17 protein-coding genes and 4 pseudogenes are annotated in these 24,212 nt (G+C 38.8%); 18 read left to right on the forward strand and 3 right to left on the reverse strand.

What is annotated here, in order from left to right; all coding sequences use genetic code 11:
* Positions 1-288 precede the first annotated feature (288 nt).
* From M3226_RS26485 to M3226_RS26535, 11 genes and pseudogenes are all read left to right on the forward strand, one after another.
* Positions 289-1,278: a DnaD domain protein gene (locus M3226_RS26485; protein WP_251571789.1), complete on the forward strand. Its 990-nt coding sequence runs from the start codon at positions 289-291 to the stop codon at positions 1,276-1,278.
* Positions 1,278-2,402 carry a DnaB-like helicase C-terminal domain-containing protein gene (locus tag M3226_RS26490; RefSeq protein ID WP_251571791.1) on the forward strand — a complete coding sequence of 375 codons (1,125 nt, stop codon included), beginning with the start codon at positions 1,278-1,280 and terminating at the stop codon, positions 2,400-2,402. The genes M3226_RS26485 and M3226_RS26490 overlap by 1 nt, the downstream gene beginning before the upstream one ends.
* A gap of 56 nt (positions 2,403-2,458) precedes the next feature.
* Positions 2,459-2,782: a thermonuclease family protein gene (locus tag M3226_RS26495; protein ID WP_251571793.1), complete on the forward strand. Its 324-nt coding sequence runs from the start codon at positions 2,459-2,461 to the stop codon at positions 2,780-2,782.
* A 14-nt stretch (positions 2,783-2,796) separates the two neighbouring features.
* Positions 2,797-3,072, forward strand: a complete 276-nt coding sequence (locus M3226_RS26500) for a thermonuclease family protein (protein ID WP_251571795.1) — start codon at positions 2,797-2,799, stop codon at positions 3,070-3,072.
* Positions 3,073-3,079: 7 nt separating this feature from the next.
* A pseudogene (locus M3226_RS26505) lies at positions 3,080-3,204 on the forward strand (Fe-S oxidoreductase); the annotation flags it as partial.
* A 273-nt stretch (positions 3,205-3,477) separates the two neighbouring features.
* Complete coding sequence (locus M3226_RS26510; RefSeq protein ID WP_251571797.1) at positions 3,478-3,648, forward strand: hypothetical protein; 171 nt, start codon at positions 3,478-3,480, stop codon at positions 3,646-3,648.
* Between the two features lie 398 nt (positions 3,649-4,046).
* Positions 4,047-5,153, forward strand: a complete 1,107-nt coding sequence (locus M3226_RS26515) for a carbamoyl phosphate synthase small subunit (RefSeq protein ID WP_251571799.1) — start codon at positions 4,047-4,049, stop codon at positions 5,151-5,153.
* Positions 5,131-8,319 (forward strand): carbamoyl-phosphate synthase large subunit, encoded by a 3,189-nt coding sequence (carB, locus tag M3226_RS26520; RefSeq protein ID WP_251571801.1) that lies wholly within the window; start codon positions 5,131-5,133, stop codon positions 8,317-8,319. The genes M3226_RS26515 and carB overlap by 23 nt, the downstream gene beginning before the upstream one ends.
* Positions 8,320-8,412: 93 nt before the next feature.
* Entirely contained in the window at positions 8,413-8,565 is a 153-nt protein-coding gene (locus M3226_RS26525; RefSeq protein ID WP_205181377.1) for a hypothetical protein, read from the forward strand.
* Between the two features lie 420 nt (positions 8,566-8,985).
* Complete coding sequence (gene gltB, locus M3226_RS26530) at positions 8,986-13,581, forward strand: glutamate synthase large subunit (protein ID WP_251571803.1); 4,596 nt, start codon at positions 8,986-8,988, stop codon at positions 13,579-13,581.
* A gap of 3 nt (positions 13,582-13,584) precedes the next feature.
* A complete protein-coding gene (locus M3226_RS26535; RefSeq protein WP_251571805.1) occupies positions 13,585-15,069 on the forward strand; it encodes a glutamate synthase subunit beta in 1,485 nt (494 codons plus the stop codon).
* Between the two features lie 432 nt (positions 15,070-15,501).
* Here M3226_RS26535 and M3226_RS26540 read toward each other — a convergent pair whose 3' ends face one another.
* Positions 15,502-16,449: a DNA-directed RNA polymerase subunit alpha gene (locus M3226_RS26540; RefSeq protein ID WP_251571807.1), complete on the reverse strand. Its 948-nt coding sequence runs from the start codon at positions 16,447-16,449 to the stop codon at positions 15,502-15,504.
* Between the two features lie 985 nt (positions 16,450-17,434).
* Between M3226_RS26540 and M3226_RS26545 the strand changes: the two are divergent.
* Positions 17,435-17,602, forward strand: a pseudogene (locus M3226_RS26545) (DUF4236 domain-containing protein); the annotation flags it as partial.
* A gap of 308 nt (positions 17,603-17,910) precedes the next feature.
* Here M3226_RS26545 and cyoE read toward each other — a convergent pair.
* Entirely contained in the window at positions 17,911-18,837 is a 927-nt protein-coding gene (gene cyoE / locus M3226_RS26550) for a heme o synthase (protein ID WP_251571809.1), read from the reverse strand.
* Positions 18,838-19,069: 232 nt separating this feature from the next.
* Positions 19,070-19,228: pseudogene (locus M3226_RS26555) on the reverse strand (MFS transporter); the annotation flags it as partial.
* A gap of 6 nt (positions 19,229-19,234) precedes the next feature.
* On the opposite strand from M3226_RS26555, the pseudogene M3226_RS26560 reads away from it, so the two are divergent.
* The 6 genes and pseudogenes from M3226_RS26560 to M3226_RS32370 form a co-directional block, all read left to right on the forward strand.
* Positions 19,235-19,546, forward strand: a pseudogene (locus tag M3226_RS26560) (Gfo/Idh/MocA family protein); the annotation flags it as partial.
* Positions 19,547-19,617: 71 nt separating this feature from the next.
* The gene (locus M3226_RS26565; protein WP_251571811.1) at positions 19,618-19,773 is read left to right on the forward strand and encodes a hypothetical protein; all 156 of its coding nucleotides are present in this window, start codon (positions 19,618-19,620) and stop codon (positions 19,771-19,773) included.
* A gap of 11 nt (positions 19,774-19,784) precedes the next feature.
* Positions 19,785-19,958, forward strand: a complete 174-nt coding sequence (locus M3226_RS26570) for a hypothetical protein (RefSeq protein WP_251571813.1) — start codon at positions 19,785-19,787, stop codon at positions 19,956-19,958.
* 613 nt (positions 19,959-20,571) lie between these two features.
* The gene (ltrA, locus tag M3226_RS26575; protein ID WP_251571815.1) at positions 20,572-22,371 is read left to right on the forward strand and encodes a group II intron reverse transcriptase/maturase; all 1,800 of its coding nucleotides are present in this window, start codon (positions 20,572-20,574) and stop codon (positions 22,369-22,371) included.
* Positions 22,372-22,583: 212 nt separating this feature from the next.
* Positions 22,584-23,288 (forward strand): hypothetical protein, encoded by a 705-nt coding sequence (locus M3226_RS26580; protein WP_251571817.1) that lies wholly within the window; start codon positions 22,584-22,586, stop codon positions 23,286-23,288.
* 290 nt (positions 23,289-23,578) lie between these two features.
* Positions 23,579-23,701: a hypothetical protein gene (locus M3226_RS32370; protein ID WP_285858010.1), complete on the forward strand. Its 123-nt coding sequence runs from the start codon at positions 23,579-23,581 to the stop codon at positions 23,699-23,701.
* Positions 23,702-24,212: the final 511 nt, after the last annotated feature.

The following is a 24,212-nucleotide window of genomic DNA, read 5'->3' on the forward strand; positions in this document are numbered from 1 at the left end:
ATGGCAAAAAACGCCCTCAAATTCGAAATTTGAAGGCGATTTTTTGCTTTTAAGCGCTAAAAGTGCCCTCAAATGCGAAAAAGTGAAATTCGCTTTGGCCCGCAAATCTCGATATGGTAGAAGTGCCAAAAGACGGAGGCTTTTACAGAAAGCCACCACAATGGACAAGGTGAAGAAAGAGTGTCATAAGCTATTCACATTCTAATGAAAATCATATGACCATTTGCTTCATTTATTTATATATCAAGTGAGAAGAAATTTTTATAAGAAGAAGGGCAGTGGTGGAAGATGGCAAAGTTTAGAATGGTACGTACTGATTTTTGGACGAATCCAATTGTTTCAGAAGTAATGACCCCGGAGGATAGATATTTTTACATTTATCTTCTAACGAATCCACAAACAACTCAAATTGGAATCTACAAAATTACGAAAAAACAAATAGCGTTTGATCTCGGTTATTCGATTGAGAGTGTTCATTCGTTAATGGAACGATTTATCACGCATCACAAGTTGATTCGTTACAATCCTGTAACAAGAGAACTTGCGATTAAAAACTGGGGTAAAGATAATCTGCAAAAAGGCGGAAAACCGGTGATAGATTGTATTTTATCCGAGTTAAAGGAGGTAGAAGATTTATCACTGATTCGATATGTTTTGGAACCCATTCAAAAACAGGAAATTCGCAGCCTTTATGAAGCCTTTTGTCAACAAGAAGAGATGATGTTCGGCAACGAAGCAAGTGGCCAAGATGAAAATGATACATATCAAGAACCTCAATTTGAAGATCGTGACGATACGTTCACGCCTCGTTATACGACAGGTGGGCAAAAAGAAAAAGAAGAAGAAAAAGAAAAACAACAACAAGAATCTTTTAATCCAAATATAGAGAAAAATCCAGATATCGTGAATCCATTAGTGAATAATCAAAAAGATGTGAATGAACTTGTTGAATTTTGGGACAACAATGGATTTGGTATTTCAAACCTCAATGCGAAACAGCAGCTGTTAGCTTGGTTAGAGGATTCCAGCTTCCTACAGCGGAAAGAGGTCATTATAAAAGCAATGAAAATTGCCTGTGCTAATAACAAGAGAAGGTTGAGTTATGTGGTTGGAATTTTGAAAAACTGGGAAAATGAATCTCTTCTGACAGTAGAAGAAATTGATTCGTATCATGAGAACAACCATAAACCTGCACTCAAGCATAAGCAATCTACGATATCAACCGGACGACAAATTCCAAGTGGTTTTAAACTCGATTTAACGGCGGGTGAAGAGTGATGAGTGTAGCGGAAAAAGCGTTCTTAGGGTGCTTAATGAAAGAAGAGTATTTACTCAAGGATACCGTGGTCCAGCCTGAACAGCTAGAAAGTACACGGCATAAAGAACTAATGCGAAAAATGGTCGAGTTAAACCGGTCCGGTAAGAATATTGATTTGATCACATTGACCACCATACCCGATCTCGATTCATTCGGGGGAATGTCTTACCTTTCTGAGCTGTTATCGTTTGCGGATCTCGAAAAATTTGAAAGCACGGAGAAGCTCATTCTTGACCTATGGAAGGAACGGGAGAAGAGAAATATCTTGACGATTGCAGCCCTGAATGATTGGGAGATTGCGAAAGTCATTGGCGAATTGGACAAGATTAATCAAATGAAGATGGTGGATCACACGTCTTTACAGCAAGCCTTGTCCGATATCTATGAGGCACCTTGGGAAGATCAATTAACGCTAAAAAGCGCCCCATCGGGAATCAAAAAACTTGACGAAGTAACGGGTGGCTTCCAGGACGGGGAAGTAACGATTCTAGCCGCAAGACCCTCCATGGGAAAAACCGATATGATGCTTCATTTTGCCAAGATGACGGGTTGGGCTGGTTACTTGCCACTCGTATTTTCCTTAGAAATGCCGGAAAGGTTGATTACCACCCGATTAATGGCTTCAACAGGGGGCTATAACCGTGCAAAAATGCGTGATCCGAAAAGAATGCTCAGTCAAAGTCAAAAGGATAAATGGTCGGATGTGATTGGTGCTCTCAATCAAACCCATATGCAAATTTTTGATGGGGCAGGACAATCCATTGCCGAAATAAGAGCGAAGACGCGGAAAATGATGAATCAATTTCCAACCAAGAAACCGATCCTTTTGATTGATTACTTAACACTGATCCAATCCGGTCAAATTTACGGATGGAATTCCCATTTACAGGTCACTGAAATCTCTAAATCACCGAAAACGATGGCGAAGGATTTTAATTGCCCCGTCATTTGTTTGGCGCAGCTAAATCGTTCAGTGGAATCAAGAGCGGATAAACGACCGATGATGTCTGATATTCGTGAATCGGGCAGTGTGGAACAAGACGCCGATGTGATTTTGTTCGCGGGGTATTTTAAGAGGCTTTAACAAGCTATTTGGACAATTTGTAGACTTGGAAGCTTGAAATTAGGGAGGTATTTATATTGCGAAAAAGAATAACAGGAGTCGCATTAGTAGCAGCCACAACACTTCTAGCCTTACATCCGCCATCTTTTCAGCAAGAAGAAATAAAATCCAGGGTCAGCCTACAGCAGGATGAGATTTCAGCGACTACTTCACGTCAGGATGAAGCTTTGGTCGGCCCGACAGGACAAGTACCCGTTACATTCGTCGATACTGTGGATGGAGATACCATAAAGGTAAGAGTGAAGGGGAAAATCGAAACCGTTCGTTATTTATTGATCGATACACCGGAATCGAAAAAGCCAGACATGTGTGCCAGCCTTACGCAAAGGAAGCTTATTTAAGGAATGACGAGCTGGTGAATAACGGCACTATAACGATAGAATACGAGCAGGGGAACATAAGGGATGTCTATGGTCGACTGTTGGCCTATGTTTATGTTGAGGGCCAATCTGTTCAAGAAGCCTTGTTAAAAGATGGATTCGCACGAGTGGCATATATTATGAATCCACCCTATAGATATCTAGATTTATATAGGGACGATGAGAGTTTGGCAAGAAGAGAGAAATTAAACATCTGGAGCCGGCCGAACTTTGTGACAAAGTGGGGATTTAGTGGGTGTGTGTCATTATAACTCAATTATGCTGCTTTGGTGTCTATTTGCCACCTGTCTAGTAGACATGTTTCAAAGTAAGGTAGGAAAGGCAACGGAAGAATTTTAGAACATCTAGGATGGGAAATTCATTTTCCTGAAACGAAAATTTGTTGGTAAAAATTTTTTTACAAAAAATAAAAAATATTTTACAGAATCTCAAGTTATTTGGTATATTTGTTGTTTTAATTTATTAACTCTTCAGGAAATACAACCGTGAGCTTTTGATAAGGACGATCTGTTTTAAACCTACGGTTGAGCTTGTTAGGGGCAATTTTACCAACCGTATCGATAGTGAGAATGGCAATGATGAATTACATATCACTCTTACAAGAACAATTAGAAAAATATAATCACAATCATATTAATTTGTAGGAGATAAAAATTATGATGAGTAGAAAAGAATATTTAGATGCCATCGGCTATGTAACTGACGAAGAGAGATATAAACAATTAATTCGTCTAATTTCAAGCAGATTGGACAGAGATTTAACGGGAAAGGAAATAAGATACATACATTGGCTGGCTGGTTTGGTTGAAACATGTGGGTTTTTGTAAAATTGTTAGGGGATATAAGAAAAGATAAAGGTGCCGTATAGGGGCTGTTGACAGAATGGGAAAGGTGGATTTTGATATGTTGAAAAAGTAAAAGTGTCCTATGGCACTTTTATTTTTTTTATTTTGGCTGTGCTGAAAATAGGCAGTATTTAAAAAGATTAGCTTAATAATATGGACATTATTGAGTATTTTATTTAATACATCTTAATTCCAAATAAGGGGATTATAGGGAATGATCTGTAAAAGACATATTAGAGAAAGAAGTTGTTTTAACTTTACGAAATATTAAATGAAATAAAAAACCTTTAAAATGCATCCTCGTTTTGAAGGGTTGACAAGATTAATCGAAGGATTGCTGGTAGAAGGATAATCTTTATGAAAGAAAGGGAATTAATGGTATGAAACGTCAACTCATTTTAGAAGACGGTACTGTATTTGTTGGAAAGGGATTTGGCAGTGAAAGGGAATTGATAGGTGAAGTAGTATTTAACACAGGGATGACGGGCTATCAGGAAATTTTGTCCGACCCTTCTTATTGCAGTCAAATTGTTACACTTACATACCCACTAATCGGTAACTATGGGATTAATCGTGATGATTTTGAATCGATTGAACCTACCATTAACGGCTTGATTGTCAAAGAATTTTGTGAAGTACCGTCTAATTTCCGCAGCCAATATCCGATTGATCAATTTTTAAAAGACAAAGATATTCCAGGTCTAGCGGGAATTGATACAAGGAAGCTTACAAGAAAAATCCGCGAACATGGGATTCTAAAAGGAAGAATCTGCAGCATGGATGTTAATGTTGACGAAATAGTTTCAGAGTTACAGAAAGCGGAATGGCAAAGAGATCAGGTGAAGCAAGTATCAACAAAACGATCCTACCCAAGCCCAGGGCGCGGGTTTAAAGTCGTGCTTGTCGACTTCGGAATGAAGCACGGTATTTTGCGTGAGTTAACACTGCGCAACTGTGATGTCATAGTGGTTCCATATGATACAACAGCGGAAAAAATATTAAGTTTAGACCCTGATGGCATCATGTTAGGTAACGGGCCGGGGGATCCGAAGGAAATAACAGAAGGAATTGAAATGATCAAAGGTGTGCTTGGGAAAATACCATTGTTCGGCATTTGCTTAGGTCATCAATTGGTTGCACTCGCATGCGGAGCCGATACAGAAAGACTGAAGTTTGGCCACCGCGGCTCAAACCATCCAGTAAAGAATTTAGAAACAAACCGTGTCGAAATTACCTCGCAAAACCATGGGTATACGGTCCGTATGGAATCGTTAGCAGGGACGGATTTATCTGTCACCCATATTGCCTTAAATGATGGGACAGTTGAGGGGTTAAAGCATAACAAATATCTGGCTTTTACTGTCCAATACCATCCAGAGGCATCCCCGGGGCCAGAGGATGCAAATTATTTATTTGACCATTTCATTGACTTGATGGAAACAAGTAAGAAGGTGGGGACGAACGATGACAAAGCGCTTAGACATTGAAACAATCTTAGTAATTGGATCAGGACCTATTGTGATTGGACAAGCGGCAGAGTTTGATTATGCAGGCACGCAGGCATGTATCGCATTAAAAGAGGAAGGGTACAAAGTTATTCTTGTTAACTCAAATCCCGCGACCATTATGACCGATACGGAAATGGCAGACAAAGTATACATTGAGCCGTTAACGGTTGAATTCGTGAGCTCCATCATTCATAAAGAACGTCCTGATGCCATCTTGCCGACACTGGGGGGACAAACAGGGTTAAATCTTACGGTCGAACTTGCCAAATCAGGTATTTTAGATGAGCTGGGTGTTGAAATTTTAGGGACAAAATTAACCGCCATTGAGCAAGCGGAAGACCGGGATTTGTTCCGTTCCTTAATGAACGAACTGAATGAACCTGTTCCGGAAAGTGAAATTATTCGCTCGCTTGAAGAGGCCTATTCGTTTGTGGAACAAATCGGCTATCCTGTTATCGTTCGTCCCGCCTATACACTTGGAGGAACGGGCGGCGGCATTTGCCATAATGAAGAGGAATTAATTGAAATTGTCACGAGCGGCTTAAAATACAGTCCAGTTACCCAATGTTTGCTCGAGAAAAGTATTGCCGGGTTTAAAGAAATTGAGTACGAAGTCATGCGTGACAGCAACGACAACGCGATTGTTGTCTGCAACATGGAAAACATCGATCCCGTCGGGGTCCATACAGGGGATTCCATTGTTGTCGCACCGAGCCAAACGTTAAGCGACCGCGAGTATCAATTATTACGCAATGCTTCTTTAAAGATTATCCGTGCCTTAAAGATTGAGGGTGGATGTAACGTTCAGCTCGCTTTGGACCCATCGAGCTTTCAATACTATGTGATTGAAGTAAACCCGCGTGTCAGCCGTTCATCCGCGCTGGCTTCCAAAGCGACAGGGTACCCCATTGCGAAGCTTTCAGCAAAAATAGCAGTTGGTCTAACGCTGGATGAAATGATGAATCCTGTAACGGAAAGAACCTATGCATCCTTTGAACCTGCTCTGGATTATGTGGTAACAAAAATTCCGCGCTGGCCCTTTGACAAATTCGAGTCGGCCAACCGTAAGCTTGGTACCCAAATGAAAGCGACAGGTGAAGTAATGGCCATCGGGCGCACACTCGAAGAGTCATTATTAAAAGCAGTTCGTTCACTTGAGTTGAAAATATTTCATCTGGAATTAAAGGATGCAGATCAAATCAATGATGAATTAATTGAAAAACGTATTCGTACAGCCGGGGATGAGCGCTTATTCTACATTGGTGAGTCCCTTCGACGCGGAATAACAGTCGAACAAATTCATGAGTGGAGCAAAATCGATATTTTCTTCCTTGTGAAGTTTGAAAATATTGTAAAGTTTGAGAAGGTTGTAGCAGACAACAAAGGCAACCGAGAAGTGCTGCTCGAAGCAAAGAAAATCGGTTTCTCAGATAAGACTATTGCCAAACTTTGGGGTATGACCGAACGTGAAGTATATGAATACCGCAAAGAGCAAAATATTATCCCTGTCTATAAAATGGTAGATACCTGTGCAGCCGAATTTGAATCGGAAACACCTTATTTTTACGGTACGTATGAGGAGGAAAACGAATCCGTTGTAACAAAAATGGAGAGTGTTATCGTACTGGGATCAGGTCCGATTCGTATTGGACAGGGAGTGGAGTTCGACTATGCAACGGTTCACTCTGTCTGGGCGATTCGTGAAGCAGGTTACGAAGCGATTATTATTAATAACAACCCCGAAACGGTTTCAACTGATTTTAGTATTTCAGACAAGCTTTATTTCGAACCATTAACCATTGAAGATGTTATGCACATCATCGATTTAGAAAAACCAATTGGAGTTGTCGTGCAATTCGGAGGGCAAACAGGGATAAACTTGGCCGCAGAACTGGCAAGCCGCGGTGTGAAAATTTTAGGAACATCGCTTGAGAGTCTTGAGGCAGCAGAAGACCGTGAAAAGTTCGAGAAAACATTAGCCACCCTGAAAATTCCACAGCCTTTAGGGAAAACAGCAACGTCAGTGGAAGGAGCGGTAAAAATCGCAGAGTCGATTGGCTTCCCTGTCCTGATTCGGCCTTCTTATGTACTGGGCGGAAGGGCAATGGAAATTGTCTATCAAACAGAGGAATTACTTCATTACATGAAAAATGCGGTCCAAGTTCACGAGGATCAGCCGGTGCTGGTTGACCGTTATTTAACGGGCCAGGAAATGGAAGTTGATGCAATCTCTGATGGTGAGAATGTATTCATTCCAGGAATTATGGAACATATTGAACGTGCAGGTGTCCATTCAGGCGACTCCATCGGTGTCTATCCACCTCAAGTCCTGTCAGTAGAAACAAAGGCGACCATCATTGACTATACAACAAGAATTGCGAAAGGTTTACAAATAGTCGGGTTACTCAATATCCAGTTCGTTTTATCAAAAGGCAAAGTGTATGTATTGGAAGTGAATCCGCGCTCGAGCCGTACAGTACCATTCCTAAGCAAAATAACACGTATACCAATGGCCAATCTAGCTACGAAAGTCATGTTGGGAAAAACGTTACCGGAGCTTGGGCTTCAATCAGGCATTCATCCCGAAGAGGAAAATGTTTATGTGAAAGTCCCTGTTTTCTCTTTTGCGAAGCTAAGAAAAGTAGATATCACGCTTGGACCGGAAATGAAATCAACCGGGGAAGTCATGGGGCAAGACACAACATTGGAGAAAGCACTTTATAAAGGCTTTATTGCATCTGGTGTTTCCATTAGGCCACGCGGTTCTGTATTGTTCACCGTTGCCGATAAGGATAAGGCGGAAGCAACTAATCTGGCTAAACGTTTCTACAACATTGGGTACCATGTCCTGGCAACAGCAGGGACAGCTGCTGCATTTAAACAAGTAGGAATTCCAGTTAAAGTTGTCAACAAAATCGGAAGTGAAGAGGAGAACCTGTTAGAGGTGATTCGTAATGGCAGAGCCCACCTTGTCATCAATACCCTAACAAAAGGAAAACAGCCTGAGCGTGACGGATTTAGGATTCGCCGAGAAGCAGTTGAAAATGGTATTCCATGTTTAACCTCTCTTGATACAGCAGTTGCTATCTTCCGTGTACTTGAAACCATTGGTTTCCAAACGACGCCAATGGGCAGTGCCCGCTAGGTGATAATCCGGATCATAAATCCTAGCTTTTGAAATACTACGAAAATCAGATGTATAGGTGAATTTAAAAAGTTACTGGCGGGAGGGATAAATATGGATAATACGCAAGCTGTGACGAAAAAAGAACAGGAAGACATCAAAAAATTCAGTGAAGTCAATGAATTCAACCATGAAAACAACCCAGTTGCCAAAGCGCAAAAACAAATGTCATCACAAGAGACAACTGGAGTATTAGATCAAGAATAGAACATCCTATCTTTAAAATAATATAAAGGCCGACTCAAGAAAACGGATTTATTTTGTAGGCTAATGTAGTGATCGACATTCCACACATGTGGAGTTCTGTTCACTGCTTGTAAAAATGGGTAAATAAAAGGATGTAACAATGAGTAAAGAGTCTTTTCTTCTAGGGAGGCTCTTTTTATTATTCTTGGGTGTAACAGTATTGCTGTAGGCTGAAAAAGGTTCTTCGCATTTTTAAACGAGATTTTTGTTTAAATATTTTCATTATATCGGTTTTGACGGACATTGATTTTTTATGAAATAGGATATATAGAAATAGAATGTATACACTATTTTTATGTGAAAAAATATTTACCAAGTAAAAGTTGTACATAGCAGGTCTGCTTAATCATAAAATACAAATTTTTTAGAAGGGATGTTGTCATGAAAAAGCCTGGGTATCCTGGTCCGCAAGGTTTATATCACCCTGAATATGAACATGAAGCTTGTGGAATTGGAATGGTCGCTAATATTAATGGAAAAAAGTCACACGACATTGTGGAATATGCTATCACGATTTTATGTAATTTAGAACACAGGGGCGGACAATCCGCAGACACGAGTACCGGGGATGGAGCAGGGATTCTGACTCAAATTCCTCATTCTTTTTTTGAGAAACAATGTGAAAAAGAAAATATTGAACTCCCTGAAGAGGGTAAATACGGGATTGGTATGATCTTTTTACCACAGGATCCAGAAGTTAGAAAAAAAACCCAAAAAAAAATTGAAAACGTTATTAAAGAAGAAGGGCAGGTCTTTCTTGGTTGGAGGACTGTTCCGGTTAATGATTCTTTTGTTGGTGACATGGCCAAAAAATCAAAACCGTTTATCCGTCAAATGTTTATTGCTTCATCTCTTAATCCACATGATCAAAATGATTTCGAAAGAAAATTATATGTGATCCGTAAACGGTTAGAAAAAGAAGTATGCCCTTCAGATAAGGAACATCAAGAAGGGATGTATGTTTGCAGTTTATCCTCAAGAACAATTGTCTATAAAGGCATGTTAATTCCTGAACAGCTGGATTCCTTTTATGTTGACTTAAATCATCGTGATTTTAAGTCTGCACTAGCCCTTGTTCATTCGCGATTTAGTACAAACACATTTCCTAGCTGGGAAAGGGCTCATCCAAACCGGTTTACAATCCATAATGGAGAATTTAATACGATAAAAGGAAATGTTAAATGGATGCAGGCTAGAGAGGCTCTTTGTGAATCTGAGTTATTTCGAGACAAGGATTATCAAAAGTTATTTCCGGTCATCGATACGGATGGAAGTGATTCTTCCATGTTTGATAATTGTTTTGAATTTCTGCATCTATCAGGACGTTCACTTGCGCATACAGCGATGATGATGATTCCCGAGCCATGGGTATATGATGAAACAATGAATGAAGCAAAGAAGGCATTCTATCAATTTCATAGCTGTTTAATGGAGCCATGGGATGGTCCTGCTGCTGTTGTATTTACGAATGGAAAACAAATCGGGGCATGTCTTGACCGGAATGGGCTGCGTCCTGCCCGTTATTATGTAACAAAAGACGGTATGATTGTTTTGGGTTCTGAGGTAGGCGCATTGGATATTTTTGTTGAGGATATTGAATATAAAGGCAGACTTCTCCCAGGGAAAATGCTCCTTGTTGATTTGGAAAAGGGCAAAATTATTCCGGATGAAGATATTAAAATGCACATGGCCTCAGAGAATCGGTATAAAGATTGGTTAGCAGAACATTTAGTTCATATTGATGATCTGCCTGAAACGGACAGTCATCAACAAGTTATTAATACAGATGAACGACTCAAACAGCAACTTGCATTTGGTTATACAAACGAAGACCTCAATAAAATTTTGAAGCCGATGGTTACAGATAAGCATGATCCCATTGGATCGATGGGGTATGATTCTCCCCTTGCTGTTTTATCAAAAAGACCACAGTTGCTATATAACTATTTCAAACAGCTTTTTGCCCAGGTAACCAATCCGCCGATTGATTCCATTCGGGAAAAGATTATTACTTCGGTTATAACAACAATTGGACCACAGAAAAACATAATTAAACCCGAGCCTGAAAGTTGTCAACAAATTCAGCTTCAGACACCGATTTTGATGAATAGTCAGTTAGAAAAACTTCATTATTCCAGTTTTAAAACGGAAACGCTATCCATTCTGTTTCCTGTTGAAGCCAATACACCTGATTTTAATAAAATTTTAGATAGTTTATTTAAGAAAGCCGACAACGCCATCGACAATGGTATTTCTTTACTGGTTTTATCTGATCGCGGAGTCGATGCAGAAAATGCCGCGTTGCCAGCTCTGCTCGCAGTCTCGGGTTTGCATCATCATCTAATTCGAAAAGGAACACGATCAAAGGTAAGTATCATTGTTGAATCGGCGGAACCAAGAGAGGTCCATCATTTCGCTGCATTACTTGGTTTCGGGGCGGAAGCGATCAATCCTTATTTGGCCTTTGAGTCTTTAAGGGGCTTGATTGAAATCGGTGATATACGCGAAACAGAAGTTGATAAGGCTATTAACACATACATTTTGACAGCAACCGATGGAATCGTTAAGGTGTTATCGAAAATGGGGATATCAACCATTCAAAGTTATATTGGGGCACAAATATTTGAGGCAATCGGAATTGATCAAGGCGTGATCGAGAAATATTTTACTGAAACAGCTTCACGAATTGAAGGTATTGGGTTGGGTATCATTGCCGAAGAAGTCATGATGAGGCATAAACGAGCATTTGCTCCGACAAGAGGCGGGGAGAGGACATTGGATTCAGGTGATGATTTTCAGTGGCGCCATGACGGAGAAGATCATCAATACAACCCGCGGACCATTCATCTATTACAGCAAGCTTGCCGAACGAATAATTATAAACTTTTTAAAGAGTATTCAGCATTATTAACAGATCCTAGTGACAATCTTCAATCCATTCGCGGCTTGTTATCGTTTAAAAAACGAGAATCGATACCGATTGACGAAGTGGAATCTATTGAAGAAATTTGTAAGAGGTTTAAAACGGGAGCGATGTCATACGGTTCCATTAGTCGTGAAGCCCACGAATCACTTGCCATTGCCATGAATAAAATTGGTGCAAAAAGCAACTCTGGAGAAGGTGGAGAGGACCCTGACAGATTTACACCTGATCCAAATGGACAATCAAGGCGCAGTGCGATTAAACAAGTTGCTTCTGGCCGATTCGGAGTGACTAGTTATTATCTTGTAAATGCTGACGAAATCCAAATTAAGGTTGCCCAAGGTGCCAAGCCGGGAGAAGGGGGACATCTTCCCGGAAAAAAAGTATATCCATGGATTGCCGAGGTAAGGGGCTCAACACCTGGCGTAGGATTGATTTCGCCTCCTCCCCACCATGATATTTATTCCATAGAAGACTTGGCCGAATTGATTCATAACTTAAAAAATGCCAATCCATCCGCCAGAATTAGTGTCAAGCTTGTATCGGAAGCCGGTGTCGGAACCATTGCAGCAGGTGTTGCCAAAGGAAGAGCCGATGTTGTTCTAATTAGTGGATATGACGGCGGAACGGGGGCTGCGCCAAGGACAAGCTTAAAGCATGCAGGATTGCCGTGGGAACTGGGCTTAGCCGAAACACATCAAACATTGCTGTTAAATCGTCTCCGTGATCGAATCGTCGTGGAAACGGATGGGAAATTGATGACGGGCCGGGATGTTGTAATTGCAACCTTACTTGGGGCAGAGGAATATGGATTTTCAACGGCACCGTTAGTTGTATTAGGATGTATCATCATGCGGGTATGCCACCTCGATACTTGTCCGGTAGGCGTTGCCACACAAAACCCTGAGTTAAGGAAAAAATTTACGGGTGAACCGGAGCATGTAATCAACTTTATGAGGTTCATCGCCATGGAAGTAAGAGAGCTTATGGCCGAACTCGGATTCCGCACTATCAATGAAATGATTGGAAGGACTGATGTTTTAGAGACACATCAAGCGATTAACAATTGGAAAGCAAAAGGGGTAAATCTTTCTGCTCTTCTCTATCAGCCTGAAGTTCCGAAAAATACCAGCCGTTATGCCACGGTTGAACAGGTTCATGGACTTGATAAAACAATGGACAAACAAGAGTTAATCCCTTTATGTAAAGAAGCGCTTGAAAACCAGGAACCTATTAAGGCAACTTTGTCGATACGGAACATTAACCGAGTCGCTGGGACCATGTTAGGGAGTGAAATAACAAAACGGTATGGTGCAAAGGGGCTGCCTGAGGATACGATTCACCTAACTTTTACAGGCTCTGCCGGACAAAGCTTTGCTGCCTTTATTCCACCCGGATTAACGATGAGACTAGTAGGAGATGCCAATGATTTTATCGGTAAAGGGTTATCAGGGGGGAAAATTATTGTTCGCCCTTCCCGGAGGGCTACCTTTACCTGGGAAAATAATATCATTATCGGAAACGTTGCCTTTTACGGGGCAACGGCAGGAGAAGCCTATATCAGCGGAATTGCCGGAGAGCGCTTTTGTGTGAGGAATAGCGGAGCAAATGTGGTCGTAGAAGGTGTGGGCGACCATGGTTGTGAATACATGACAGGTGGAACAGTGATTGTACTGGGGGAAACAGGGAAAAACTTCGCAGCCGGTATGTCGGGTGGTGTTGCGTATGTCTTGGATATGACAAACGATTTTCGAGTCAAATGTAATCGGGCTCAAGTTTATCTCGATCCTATCCAAGATGAGTCGGAACTCCAACTTGTCCACCAAATGATTGAAAAGCATGTTCAATATACGCATAGCCCCCTTGGGGAGAGAGTGTTAAATAGCTGGGCAGACATGAGAAAGAAATTCGTCCGTGTCATTCCGAAAGACTATTTGGAGATGCAAGAGCGAATTAAACGCCTGCAAGCAGCTGGGTTGAGTGAAAATCAAGCAGCACTTCGGGCATTTGAAGAAAGCCAAAAAGCAGTGAAAGCGATAAAAGAGGGAGGGTGAACAATGGGAAAACCAACTGGTTTTATGGACTATGAACGACAATCAAGGCCGGAACGTGACCCTAAAACACGCACGGCTGATTGGGACGTTTATACGTCACCTCTTGAAGAACAAGAATTAAAAGAACAAGGTGCTCGTTGTATGGATTGCGGTATTCCAACTTGTCATACTGGAATCATGATAAACGGGATGACTTCAGGTTGTCCCGTCCATCACCTCATACCGGAGTGGAATGATTTAGTTTACCAAGGCCAATGGGAGGAAGCCCTGAAGAGAGAACATAAAATGAATAACTTTCCTGAATTTACTGGACTTGCTTGTCCGGCTCCATGTGAAGGAGCATGTGTACTTGGGATTAATGAGCCGCCGGTTGCAATCCGGACAATCGAGTTAGAAATCATTAATAGAGGCTTTAAGGAAGGGTGGGTGAAACCGGAGCCTCCAGAGACCCGAACTGATAAAAAGGTGGCTGTTGTCGGTTCAGGTCCGGCTGGGTTGGCTTGCGCTGCCCAACTTAATAAAGCAGGACACCATGTCACAGTTTTCGAACGTCATGATCGTGTTGGGGGGCTGTTAACGTATGGGATACCTGAAATGAAGCTTCCTTACTCTGTTGTCGAGAGAAGAGTCAATCTTCTTAAGGCAGAGGGGATTACGTTTGTGACAAATACAGACGTAGGCAAAGATTATCCAATTTCAGAATTACAATCAGAATTTGATGCGATTGTTCTATGTGGCGGTGCAACAAAACCTCGTGACGTAAATGTAGAAGGAAGAGAGCTAAAGGGGATCCATTTTGCGATGGATTTTCTCCATGCCAATACCAAAAGTTTATTAGATTCTAACCTTGAGAACGGTGATTTTATATCAGCTAAAGATAAAGATGTGGTTGTCATTGGCGGCGGGGATACAGGTGTAGATTGTTTGGCTACTTCTGTACGTCATAAATGTAAAAGCTTAACACAGTTTGATATTTATGAGAAAAAAGGAGAAGTTCGGGTAGATGACAATCCATGGCCGCAATGGCCCGTTATCCATCGAGTGGAGTATGGCCAAAAAGAAGCCGCAGCCACATTTGGTGAAGATCCTCGAGCCTATGCCGTAATGACGAAAAAGTTTGTAGGGGATGAGTTTGGCAATGTCAAAGAAATTCATACCATTAACGTTGAAACTACAACCGATGAAAATGGGCAGCGAATTCGAAAAGAAATTCCTGGTACAGAAAAAATCTGGCCTGCTCAGTTAGTATTACTCGCGATTGGATTTAGTGGTCCAGAGCAGGATTTACTTCAAAAAATGAACGTCGAGACTGATAATCGTTCAAATGTAAAAGCTGAGTATGGAAAATATAAAACAAATATCGAAGGGGTTTTTGCTGCAGGTGATATGCGTCGTGGTCAAAGTCTTATCGTCTGGGCTATAAATGAAGGAAGAGGTGCTGCTAGGGAGTGTGATAGATTTTTAATGGATGAAACAAATTTACCTTAGAATAGTACATGTAATTAGAACTAAAATGTCTACCCAGGTATTATCTTAATAGTAGTCACACATTTTCATTTATTAACTTTAATAAGTAGTTTAAAGACTGTTATTTGCTTAGGTTATATAAAATCACACACTACAAATGTTGTGTGCTGGTTCACTACTGGTATTAAATAATAATAATTAGTCGTATGAAAAAATGAATGAAAGACCAAATTATTTTGGGGTCTTTCATTCATTTTTTTAAACAGGAAATTTTTTGAAAACCATAATTGCGCAGTCCTTGCAGTATATAGGTGATCATACTTAATTATCACCTACATACTGCATTTAAATATAAGAGAATAATCATTTATAACTACCGCCCATTGGTACTTCTTCAAGGTACCTTAGAACTTTTGCTTTAGTGGGAATTCACAAGGAAAATAATGGTGATTTTTAATCATCTTTGCGTACGCTTATACCCAAACTTTCTAATTTATCTATAATCTCTTTTAAAGATTTTTGTCCTAAGTTGCGTAATTTTCTTATATCTTCTTCGGACTTATTAGCTAGGTCATGAATCGTATTAATCCCATTGCGTTTTAGACTGTTAAAAGAACGAACAGAAAGGTCTAAATCCTCAATAGTCAGGTTAAGAATTTCTTTTTCTTTTGAAACTTCTTCTCTTTCCAACATAATTTGGCTATCTTGTAATTTAGGATTAAGTCCTACTAAAATAGAAAGATGTTCCTTAAACACTTTTGCACTTTCAGAAATGGCTTCGCTGGGCCCTAAACTCCCATCTGTCCAAACTTCAAAATATAACCTTTCAAAACTAACCAATTGACCTACACGAGTGTTCTCAACTAAATAACTAGCGCGTGTAACCGGTGTATAGATTGAATCTATTGGTATGACTCCTACTTGAAGGCCATCACGTTTGTTTTGCTCTGCAGGAACATAACCACGTCCACGTTTTGCAGTTAGGCGCATTCTAAAATGAACATTTTCTTTAAGGGTAGCAAGATGCAAATCGGGGATTAAGATCTCTACATCACTATCATGAGAAATATCAGCAGCTGTTATTGTACCGGTTCTATGTACATCGATTATCAATTCTTTCTCATCGTCAGAGAGAATATTCATAGATAATTTTTTTATGTTCAAAATGATAGTTGTTACATCTTCTTCTATCCCATCAATAGTTGAAAATTCATTCTGCACCCCATCTATTTGTATGGAGGTGACAGCGGCACCGGGGAGTGAAGATAAAAGGATGCGACGTAATGAGTTGCCAAGTGTCGTTCCAAATCCTCGCAAGAGTGGTTCAACGACAAACTTTCCATACTTGGCATCCTCGCTAATCATAACCTTTTCAATTCTTGGCACTTCAATTTTTAACATCCGAATTATACACTCCTTTTACTCATAAACATAAAAACAACCATTATATTTAGTTAATATACTCCAAGTACTATGAGGAATGCTAGTTTAACGGAAAAAATGTGCTCAACGATAATTTTCTTGGTCTGCAGCAGGAAAGTGGAATTTGGAGATATTTACGAATTCAGGAGAATCCTTTAAGTATTTTCTAAAGTGTTTGGTTATAGCATAATGTCCGTACAATATATCATTAGGTAAACCTAATTTACGTTATAGTTCAGGTATAACTTGAACGGAAATACTAATTCCATCTAGCGATTTGACGTCTTTAAAGCCCACAAAATTCTAGTTTTCTCATCCCATAGGCTGAAACGGAATGACCGCAAGCTTGAAACAAGGGATCTCGTTAGACGTTTTGTAAAAGAAGCTTATTATTGTGTTGGGAATCTTTGCTTAATAGAAGCCGCCCGATAAACGAGAGAACTTAAATGATTCGAATTGTAATGGCAGAGGATTAAGAAAAGTTGTTAGAGGAATTAGTTCCCTACTGAATTTGGAAAATGATAAATAAGGAAGTCGTGGGGCAGGTGAGGGATGGAGAAGAGGCACTTACTCTTGTTCACCAATTATAGCCAGAAGTTTGTATCATGGATATAGATACGTCTTAAAGAGCAGGGATGGAAAGTAATTTTTATAACAACCTTTGCAAGCAATGGTTATTTTCAACGTGAATTAAAAGATGTTGTAAGAAATTTTTTATTGAAGGACAGTCCGAGTGAGGAGTTAGCCTTTTCGATTCGCCGCGTTTTGGATGGAAAGATAATTTGTATTGCAAACTTGCCGTATTGCTTGCTACCAATGCTATTTTTTAGGTCGTAAATTAACAAATTAAAATTTATATATTAATCCCATCTATGTTTTATAATATAAATCAAATTATATTTCAATATATATGTCATTGTATATTATATAGTAACATATAAGTTATTTTTAAAACGTAAGTAGTCGAGGGGTCGGGGCAAGTGTAGGAGTTAAGGGATTAAGGTATTCTGTTAATTCACGGGACCAAAGAAGAACTACAGTATCACTGCCCGGAACGGGTATTTCCTACACTTCCACGTCCGGTGGGGGCAGCCGTAGTAGAGGAAATCGGAACTATCGAACTGCATCTTAGAAACAGTCAGACGAAGAAGAGTGTTCTTGAATTTTAGGACAATAGATGAATGTGTATAGCAAGCGATTATTGTATTCATATTTCTTGCTTCTAACGAAGGGATCTTTCATGAATGGGAGGCGTTGGCTATGGATGAGCTAGGAAGTAAGTGAAGCCTTAATCAAATGGTGGCCCTTAGTGCCAATACGGAAACAAAGTAATTCGTATCTTTTTAGTAAAATAATCCTATTCAGAAAAGAAATTCTGTTATTTCCCGGTAACATGTTAAAGAGCTTGGGAATTTCCCAAGCTCTTCTTACTATATATCCTCATGTAACAATCATCATCACGACTAACAGGATCATTAAATAATTAACGGAATAAATAAAAATGGTGTTTGCCCATTTCATATCATTTTTCGTAAAAAGTCCACGTATCGCAATAACAATCCAACCAATGTTAAGCAATGTTGCGATGGCGATAAAAACTGTACCAAGAGACCATAGGAAAAATGGCAATGGTAGCAAACAAAGGATATAAACAACAATTTGCCGTTTTGTTAATTCAAATCCATATAGCACTGGGAGCATCGCTACTCTAGCCCTTTTATAATCGTCATATCTTCTCATTGCAATGGAGAAGGTATGCGGCATTTGCCAAATAAACACAATCAGTGCCACCGTAATTGGGACAATATGAAACCCTGGTGCAATGGCCGTCCAACCAATGAGCGGAGTAACAGCACCTGAAATGGCTCCGATCATTGTATTAAGGGTATATTTGCGTTTTGACCACATTGTATACAGGATCACATAGGTAAACCAGCCAATAAAAGCGTAGATGATTACTTCGCTCGTTGTCTGAAATAAAAACGCGAAGCCGACAAGGGTAAAAACAATTCCCATCGTCAAAACAGCGTTTAGAGAAAAGCCTCCGGTCACGGTTGGACGCTTTTTTGTTCTTTCCATTTCTCGATCAAGATCAACCTCGTACCAGTTATTAAGAGCTAATGCTCCAGCAATGACGAATGTACTTCCGATCATCGTGAATAAAAGTACATCCCAATATTGGGATATGGAAGCATCGGTAAAGTACAGTGCCAACCAAAATCCGGTTAGGACAGGAAACACATTGGCAACCAACACAAATCCTTTTAAAAGGGAGATAAGGTCTAGTAGGACAGCCTTTACACTTCGTTCATTCCTATCATAAATGTTCTCGTTCTTCTTCAAAGAAACTGTCATATTTTTACTCATTTTCAATTCTCCTCTGGACTTCTACCAATAAATCATCTAGAAGTTTCTATATTAAGCCTTCCATAAATTTACCAAAATCTATTGGATTTCTATTGAATCTAAATAGTTTACATCTTTAATAACATTATAATGTTGTCTATGCTTTATTTCCAATGGCAAATTCTATCGCATAAGTGAATAGCGTAACCTGTTTTCTCTCAATCATGCTTATAGGTTATTTAGAATGCTTATGTGCAAGTCTGTTGACGCTACTAGCTATGATAAAGGGGCCAGCCAAAGTTGGAACACAAATCGAATGCGCAAATTCTCCCATCACATCGACCAAGTTAGGACCCGTTACAGCACCAAAGGTAGTAGAACCCATGGCCATGCTCACAGCAGTTGCCCCCTGGTAACAGCGATGAGGCGCCGTGGAATTCCTGGCTGGGGTGTATTTACGAACAAAGAATTACAGGGGGGAGGCCATTTAATCGATATCGGGGTGCATATGTTGGATAGTGCCCTGTATTTAATGGGTTATCCAGAACCAGATACGGTGTTTGGTGTTCCCTACCAGAAACTTGGGACAAAAAAAGGAGTGGGTCTCATGGGCTCATGGGATTGGGAAAACTTCTCGGTTGAAGATATGGCCCGTGGAATGATTACGTTTAAAAATGTGGCTTCCATTTTATTGGAATCGGCATTTGCTGCAAATGTTGAAAAGTCTGACGAAAAACCAGAGCCGCCTTCGAACAGGGAATTATCGGCATTTATTCGGATGCCTGGAATAGTGGCGCTCCCTTGAATACATCGAATTCAGACCGTCTGTGGAAAGGAAACTCTTATACCTTTGATAAAGGCGGAGAAGTACACTTTTTGTTGGTTACGGATGATAAAGTCGTTTCTCTACCTTTTGAAAACCCGATACCGACGATTACGATAAATGTTCAGCCTTAAGAGGTTATAAAATGTTAGATAGTAATAATATTGAGGATGAAGTCAAATGGCTTCATCCTTTCTATGATTTAGAGCAAGATTGTGAAGAGATGTACTGTGCGAAACGTTTCCTTATAAGTGCCAAAGCACGAAATAGGAGGATTGCCGAAAGGCAATTACAACTGATTAATCGAAACTCGGAATGAAAGCCGTCATGTTGAGCTGAAACGAGTTATCTGATACTCCTGCATGCACGGAATGGTAGTAGCCCTAATGTGTATGGAGCTAGGTGAAGTCGGCTGAAATGTACCTAAGTTCTTAAAAAGAATATGGTTCATGATAGGCCGGGATGCTACAAAATATCTAGGGTGAGAATGTCCACATGGACTGACGAACTTGCGAATGTACGGGTCTAGAAATTGATACGCTCGAAAGACGTATGCTGTAAATGCAGTGTCAAACACCGAAAAGTACGATTAGTACATAGGAACCTCGGAATATCTAACTAATGAGGATATAGAATTGACAGGCTTAAAGTAAGCACCTAAGGATATATGTAAAGCTAGATTAATCGGAACGTTGTAAGTAAGAAACATCCACTATTAAAACGACTACTATCGGGATGGTGTCTATAAGATAAATAAATATCGAAATGACTTTATTCTTGCGAAAGTAGGGATATAGTACCAATGAAACGCGTAACGAGCGTGGAGGGATGATCCCAAATCTAATTATTTGAAGACAAATCAATTTAATGAAACTCACAGGGTCGAGTAAGATGATGGGATTTTCCGCAAGGAAAGGAGAAACAATCCATCGGTGAGTACAGCTTTACGACATGCAGAATATTACGGTATGCAAGATATATTTGATGACCTTTACGAGCGAAGTAAAAATAATGCTACAAAAGGTCTAAGGTTATATGAACATATCACTTCGAAAGACAATATCTTATTAGCCTTTCGAAACATCAAGGCGAATACAGGTTCCAAAACAGCAGGAACTGACGGCATCACGATTGATAAATATAAGATTGAAAATGTTGATGAATTTATTGAAGAAATTCGAAACGCATTAAAGAATTACAAACCTCAAACGGTACGAAGAGTTGAAATACCTAAACCGAGTGGAAAAAAACGACCGTTAGGTATTCCGACTATGAGAGATAGATTAATTCAACAGATGTTCAAACAAGTATTAGAGCCTATCTGTGAAGCTAAATTTTATAAACATTCATACGGATTTAGACCAAACAGGTCAACCCATCATGTAATGGCTAGATGCCAGTTCTTAGTCAATAATGTGAAGTTACATCATGTAGTAGACATTGATATACAAGGTTTCTTTGACAATGTAAGTCATTCAAAATTAATAAAACAAATGTACAGTATAGGTATACAGGACAAAAGAGTATTAACTATTGTCTCGAAAATGCTAAAGGCACCAATAAAAGGCATAGGTGTTCCAACCAAAGGAACTCCGCAAGGAGGAATCCTATCTCCTCTTTTATCAAACATAGTTTTAAATGATTTAGATTGGTGGATAGCTAACCAATGGGAATGCTTAAAAACAAAACATAAATTCACATTTAATAATAAGATAAGAGCCATAAAGAATACGAATCTTAAACAAATGTATATCGTCAGATATGCAGACGACTTTAAGGTTTTCACAAATTCTCATCAATCAGCTATTAGAATATTTCACGCCACCAAAGGATACTTGAAAAATCAATTAAACCTTGATATATCTACCGAGAAATCAGCGATTACTAATCTAAGAAAGAGAAAATCCGATTTTCTGGGTTTTTCCCTCAAAGCAGTATCCAAGTGTAATAAATATGTAGCCAATACACACATTATGGATAAAAAAAAGAAAAACATACTAGAAAAACTTAGATATTTAATTCGCGTAATTCAAAATAAGCCAACACCAAAAACTGTTTTGGACTATAACGCTTATATTCTCGGAGTTAAAAATTACTTCAAGGTTGCAACTCACATCAATATTGATTTTGGAAAAATAACCTATCGTCTAACGAAAACAATGCATAATCGTCTAAAATCAATTGGGAAATATGGAATACCTATTAATCCATCAGAAACATACAAGAGACTTCATAAGAATAATTTCAAAACATATAAAATTGCTGGCTTGTATTTATTTCCCTTAGGAGATACACAAACAAGCAATGCTATGAACTTCAGTCAGGATATATGTAATTATACAAAAGAAGGAAGGCTTAAACTTCATCAAAACCTCAGAGCCGACATTGCCATAGAAATAAACAAGATGTTACAAATACCTTACGGTAAAGAGAACTTAGAATTTGCAGATAACAGAATTTCAAGGTACTCTATGCAACTAGGCAAATGTGCGGTAACAGGGGGATTTTTGACATCTAACAAGCTGCACTGTCACCATAAGCTACCCCGACATATGGGAGGCACAGATGAATTTAGCAATCTTGTAATCGTGCATGAAGATGTACATAGATTAATCCATGCTACTAATGAAACGACGATTAAACGATATAGGAACATTCTTCAATTAGATGGAAAACAATTGAAGAAGCTAAACCAATTTCGTAAAGTTTGTAATTTAATTGCTTTAGTCTAAAAGAATAAGATGGAACGCCTAATGCGGTGAAAGTCGCACGTTGGGTGTGGAGCAGGGGAAAAGATGGAGATTACATCAAAGTCTTACCTATTGCTATTAAAGTAACTAGGCAGTTTAGTTGAACAAAAGTAAGGTACATAAATTAGATTAAATGTTATAATTTGGATGAATTGTATTGAAGGGAATAAATATTTATTCTAAAGGGAGGAAATATGGAATTAGAAATAATAAAAGCCGATTTAAAGGATAAATATAAAGAACTAAGAGAAAAGGGATATGATTCTAAAGAATCATATAATAAAATCTTAACCAGTTTAGAACATTGGATTAATGAGCTGTCCCTTTCATTAATAAAAAAGGAAAATTCTATGACATTAGATGATATAAAAAAACTTACATCTATAGTTTATAAGAATGTTGGTGAATGGGTACAAGCTCCAAAAGTTATCTATAGCGACACTTTACCCGCGGTGATTTATGATTATCCTAAGGAAAATGGCAATAATCCTTTTAACATTGAATGTAATGATAAATATTTTATTAGTGCAAATGGCTTTTCTTACTCATATTCACAATATCTTTCGGACTCTATAATTTTTCGAGATAGTGAGATACATAGAAAAATTCCAATAGGATATAAAGTATTATGTTGCTATGAGAAAATGGTTTTCATAAAGAATGGACAAATTATAAAGAGCTTTGAGGAAATCCCAGAACAAGTCGAAGGAGACCATTATTCAATAATGACAACAACAGAGTATCTTGGTATACGTGGTTATCAAAACTCCCCAGATTTAAGTTTATTGGATAAAACTGATTATTCAAGAATTAAACAGTGGGCTATTTGCCTGTCAAAAGAAGATAAAAAAGGTATTTATCTTGTTTGCAAAAATAACGCCAACATTAATTGGCATTAAACATATTTTTCTTATTCTGCTAAAGGGTAGCATTTGTTTTAATTGGGGTTGTAGTTGGAGGCTGCAATCCCTATATGTTTTAACTAACTTTAAAAAGGGATTTTTCTTTTTCTTCTTCCCCTATTCGTGCTACCCATAATAATGCTTAACAGAAAATACTGTAGAAAGAACAATCGAATTTGTTTGAATAAAAATATATTAAAGAGAGAGATAAAAGAAGTTTTGTAAAAACCTTCCACTTAAAAATGAATTACTTGTAAAATAACTTAATTTAAAGGGGTGATAGGTAATTGGAGACAATGAAAATAAAAAGAATTGCAGTCGATTCCATACTTTATACTGACGTTGACGATTGCGAAACAGACAATGAAACAGATGATTGGGATATTCAATTTGAAGGAGGTGAAAGTTAAATATCAATGGCTAATGCTATTAAATTTGAAACACACCACAACAAATTTTTAAAATTACAAATCACAAGAAAACACTATCAGTCAAAAAAGCTTGATTTATCAGTACTTGAGGGTAAATCAAGATACCACAAAAACAGTGCTTGCAAACTTCAAAACTGCTTGAGATCCTTGGAATTTGTGAGTACATGTAAATGTAGGTATCTGTAAGTCTCGAATAGCAATTTTCGAAACTTTATTTGTGTGTTTTTACTTCCCTGCTATCACAGGTTTTACTCAAATTGAATGGAGTCTAGAGTTTAGTTATTCACTATTAGTTTTATATTATATAAAAATAACCACTAGTGTTGCGTTAATTAAATTTTAATATTAAAAACACTCTAAATATTCACTAATTTTATTTTGTGCAAAGAAAAAGTCCTTTATAATGAATAAGTCAGGTGGTAACCCGTCCAAATCCACTAAAAAGGACACATCTCATGGACAAGATTACACGAAAAACCTCATTTGGACA

The sequence above is a fragment of the Neobacillus cucumis genome, assembly GCF_023715505.1.

Coding starts and splice junctions, on each gene's coding strand:
- M3226_RS26570 (WP_251571813.1), top strand. CDS start 19,785: ATGTTAGATAGTAATAATATTGAGGATGAAGTCAAATGGCTTCATCCT.
- M3226_RS26525 (WP_205181377.1), top strand. CDS start 8,413: ATGGATAATACGCAAGCTGTGACGAAAAAAGAACAGGAAGACATCAAA.
- gltB (WP_251571803.1), top strand. CDS start 8,986: ATGAAAAAGCCTGGGTATCCTGGTCCGCAAGGTTTATATCACCCTGAA.
- M3226_RS26510 (WP_251571797.1), top strand. CDS start 3,478: ATGATGAGTAGAAAAGAATATTTAGATGCCATCGGCTATGTAACTGAC.
- M3226_RS26485 (WP_251571789.1), top strand. CDS start 289: ATGGCAAAGTTTAGAATGGTACGTACTGATTTTTGGACGAATCCAATT.
- cyoE (WP_251571809.1), bottom strand. CDS start 18,837: ATGAGTAAAAATATGACAGTTTCTTTGAAGAAGAACGAGAACATTTAT.
- M3226_RS26540 (WP_251571807.1), bottom strand. CDS start 16,449: ATGTTAAAAATTGAAGTGCCAAGAATTGAAAAGGTTATGATTAGCGAG.
- carB (WP_251571801.1), top strand. CDS start 5,131: ATGACAAAGCGCTTAGACATTGAAACAATCTTAGTAATTGGATCAGGA.
- M3226_RS26580 (WP_251571817.1), top strand. CDS start 22,584: ATGGAATTAGAAATAATAAAAGCCGATTTAAAGGATAAATATAAAGAA.
- M3226_RS26535 (WP_251571805.1), top strand. CDS start 13,585: ATGGGAAAACCAACTGGTTTTATGGACTATGAACGACAATCAAGGCCG.
- M3226_RS26515 (WP_251571799.1), top strand. CDS start 4,047: ATGAAACGTCAACTCATTTTAGAAGACGGTACTGTATTTGTTGGAAAG.
- M3226_RS26490 (WP_251571791.1), top strand. CDS start 1,278: ATGAGTGTAGCGGAAAAAGCGTTCTTAGGGTGCTTAATGAAAGAAGAG.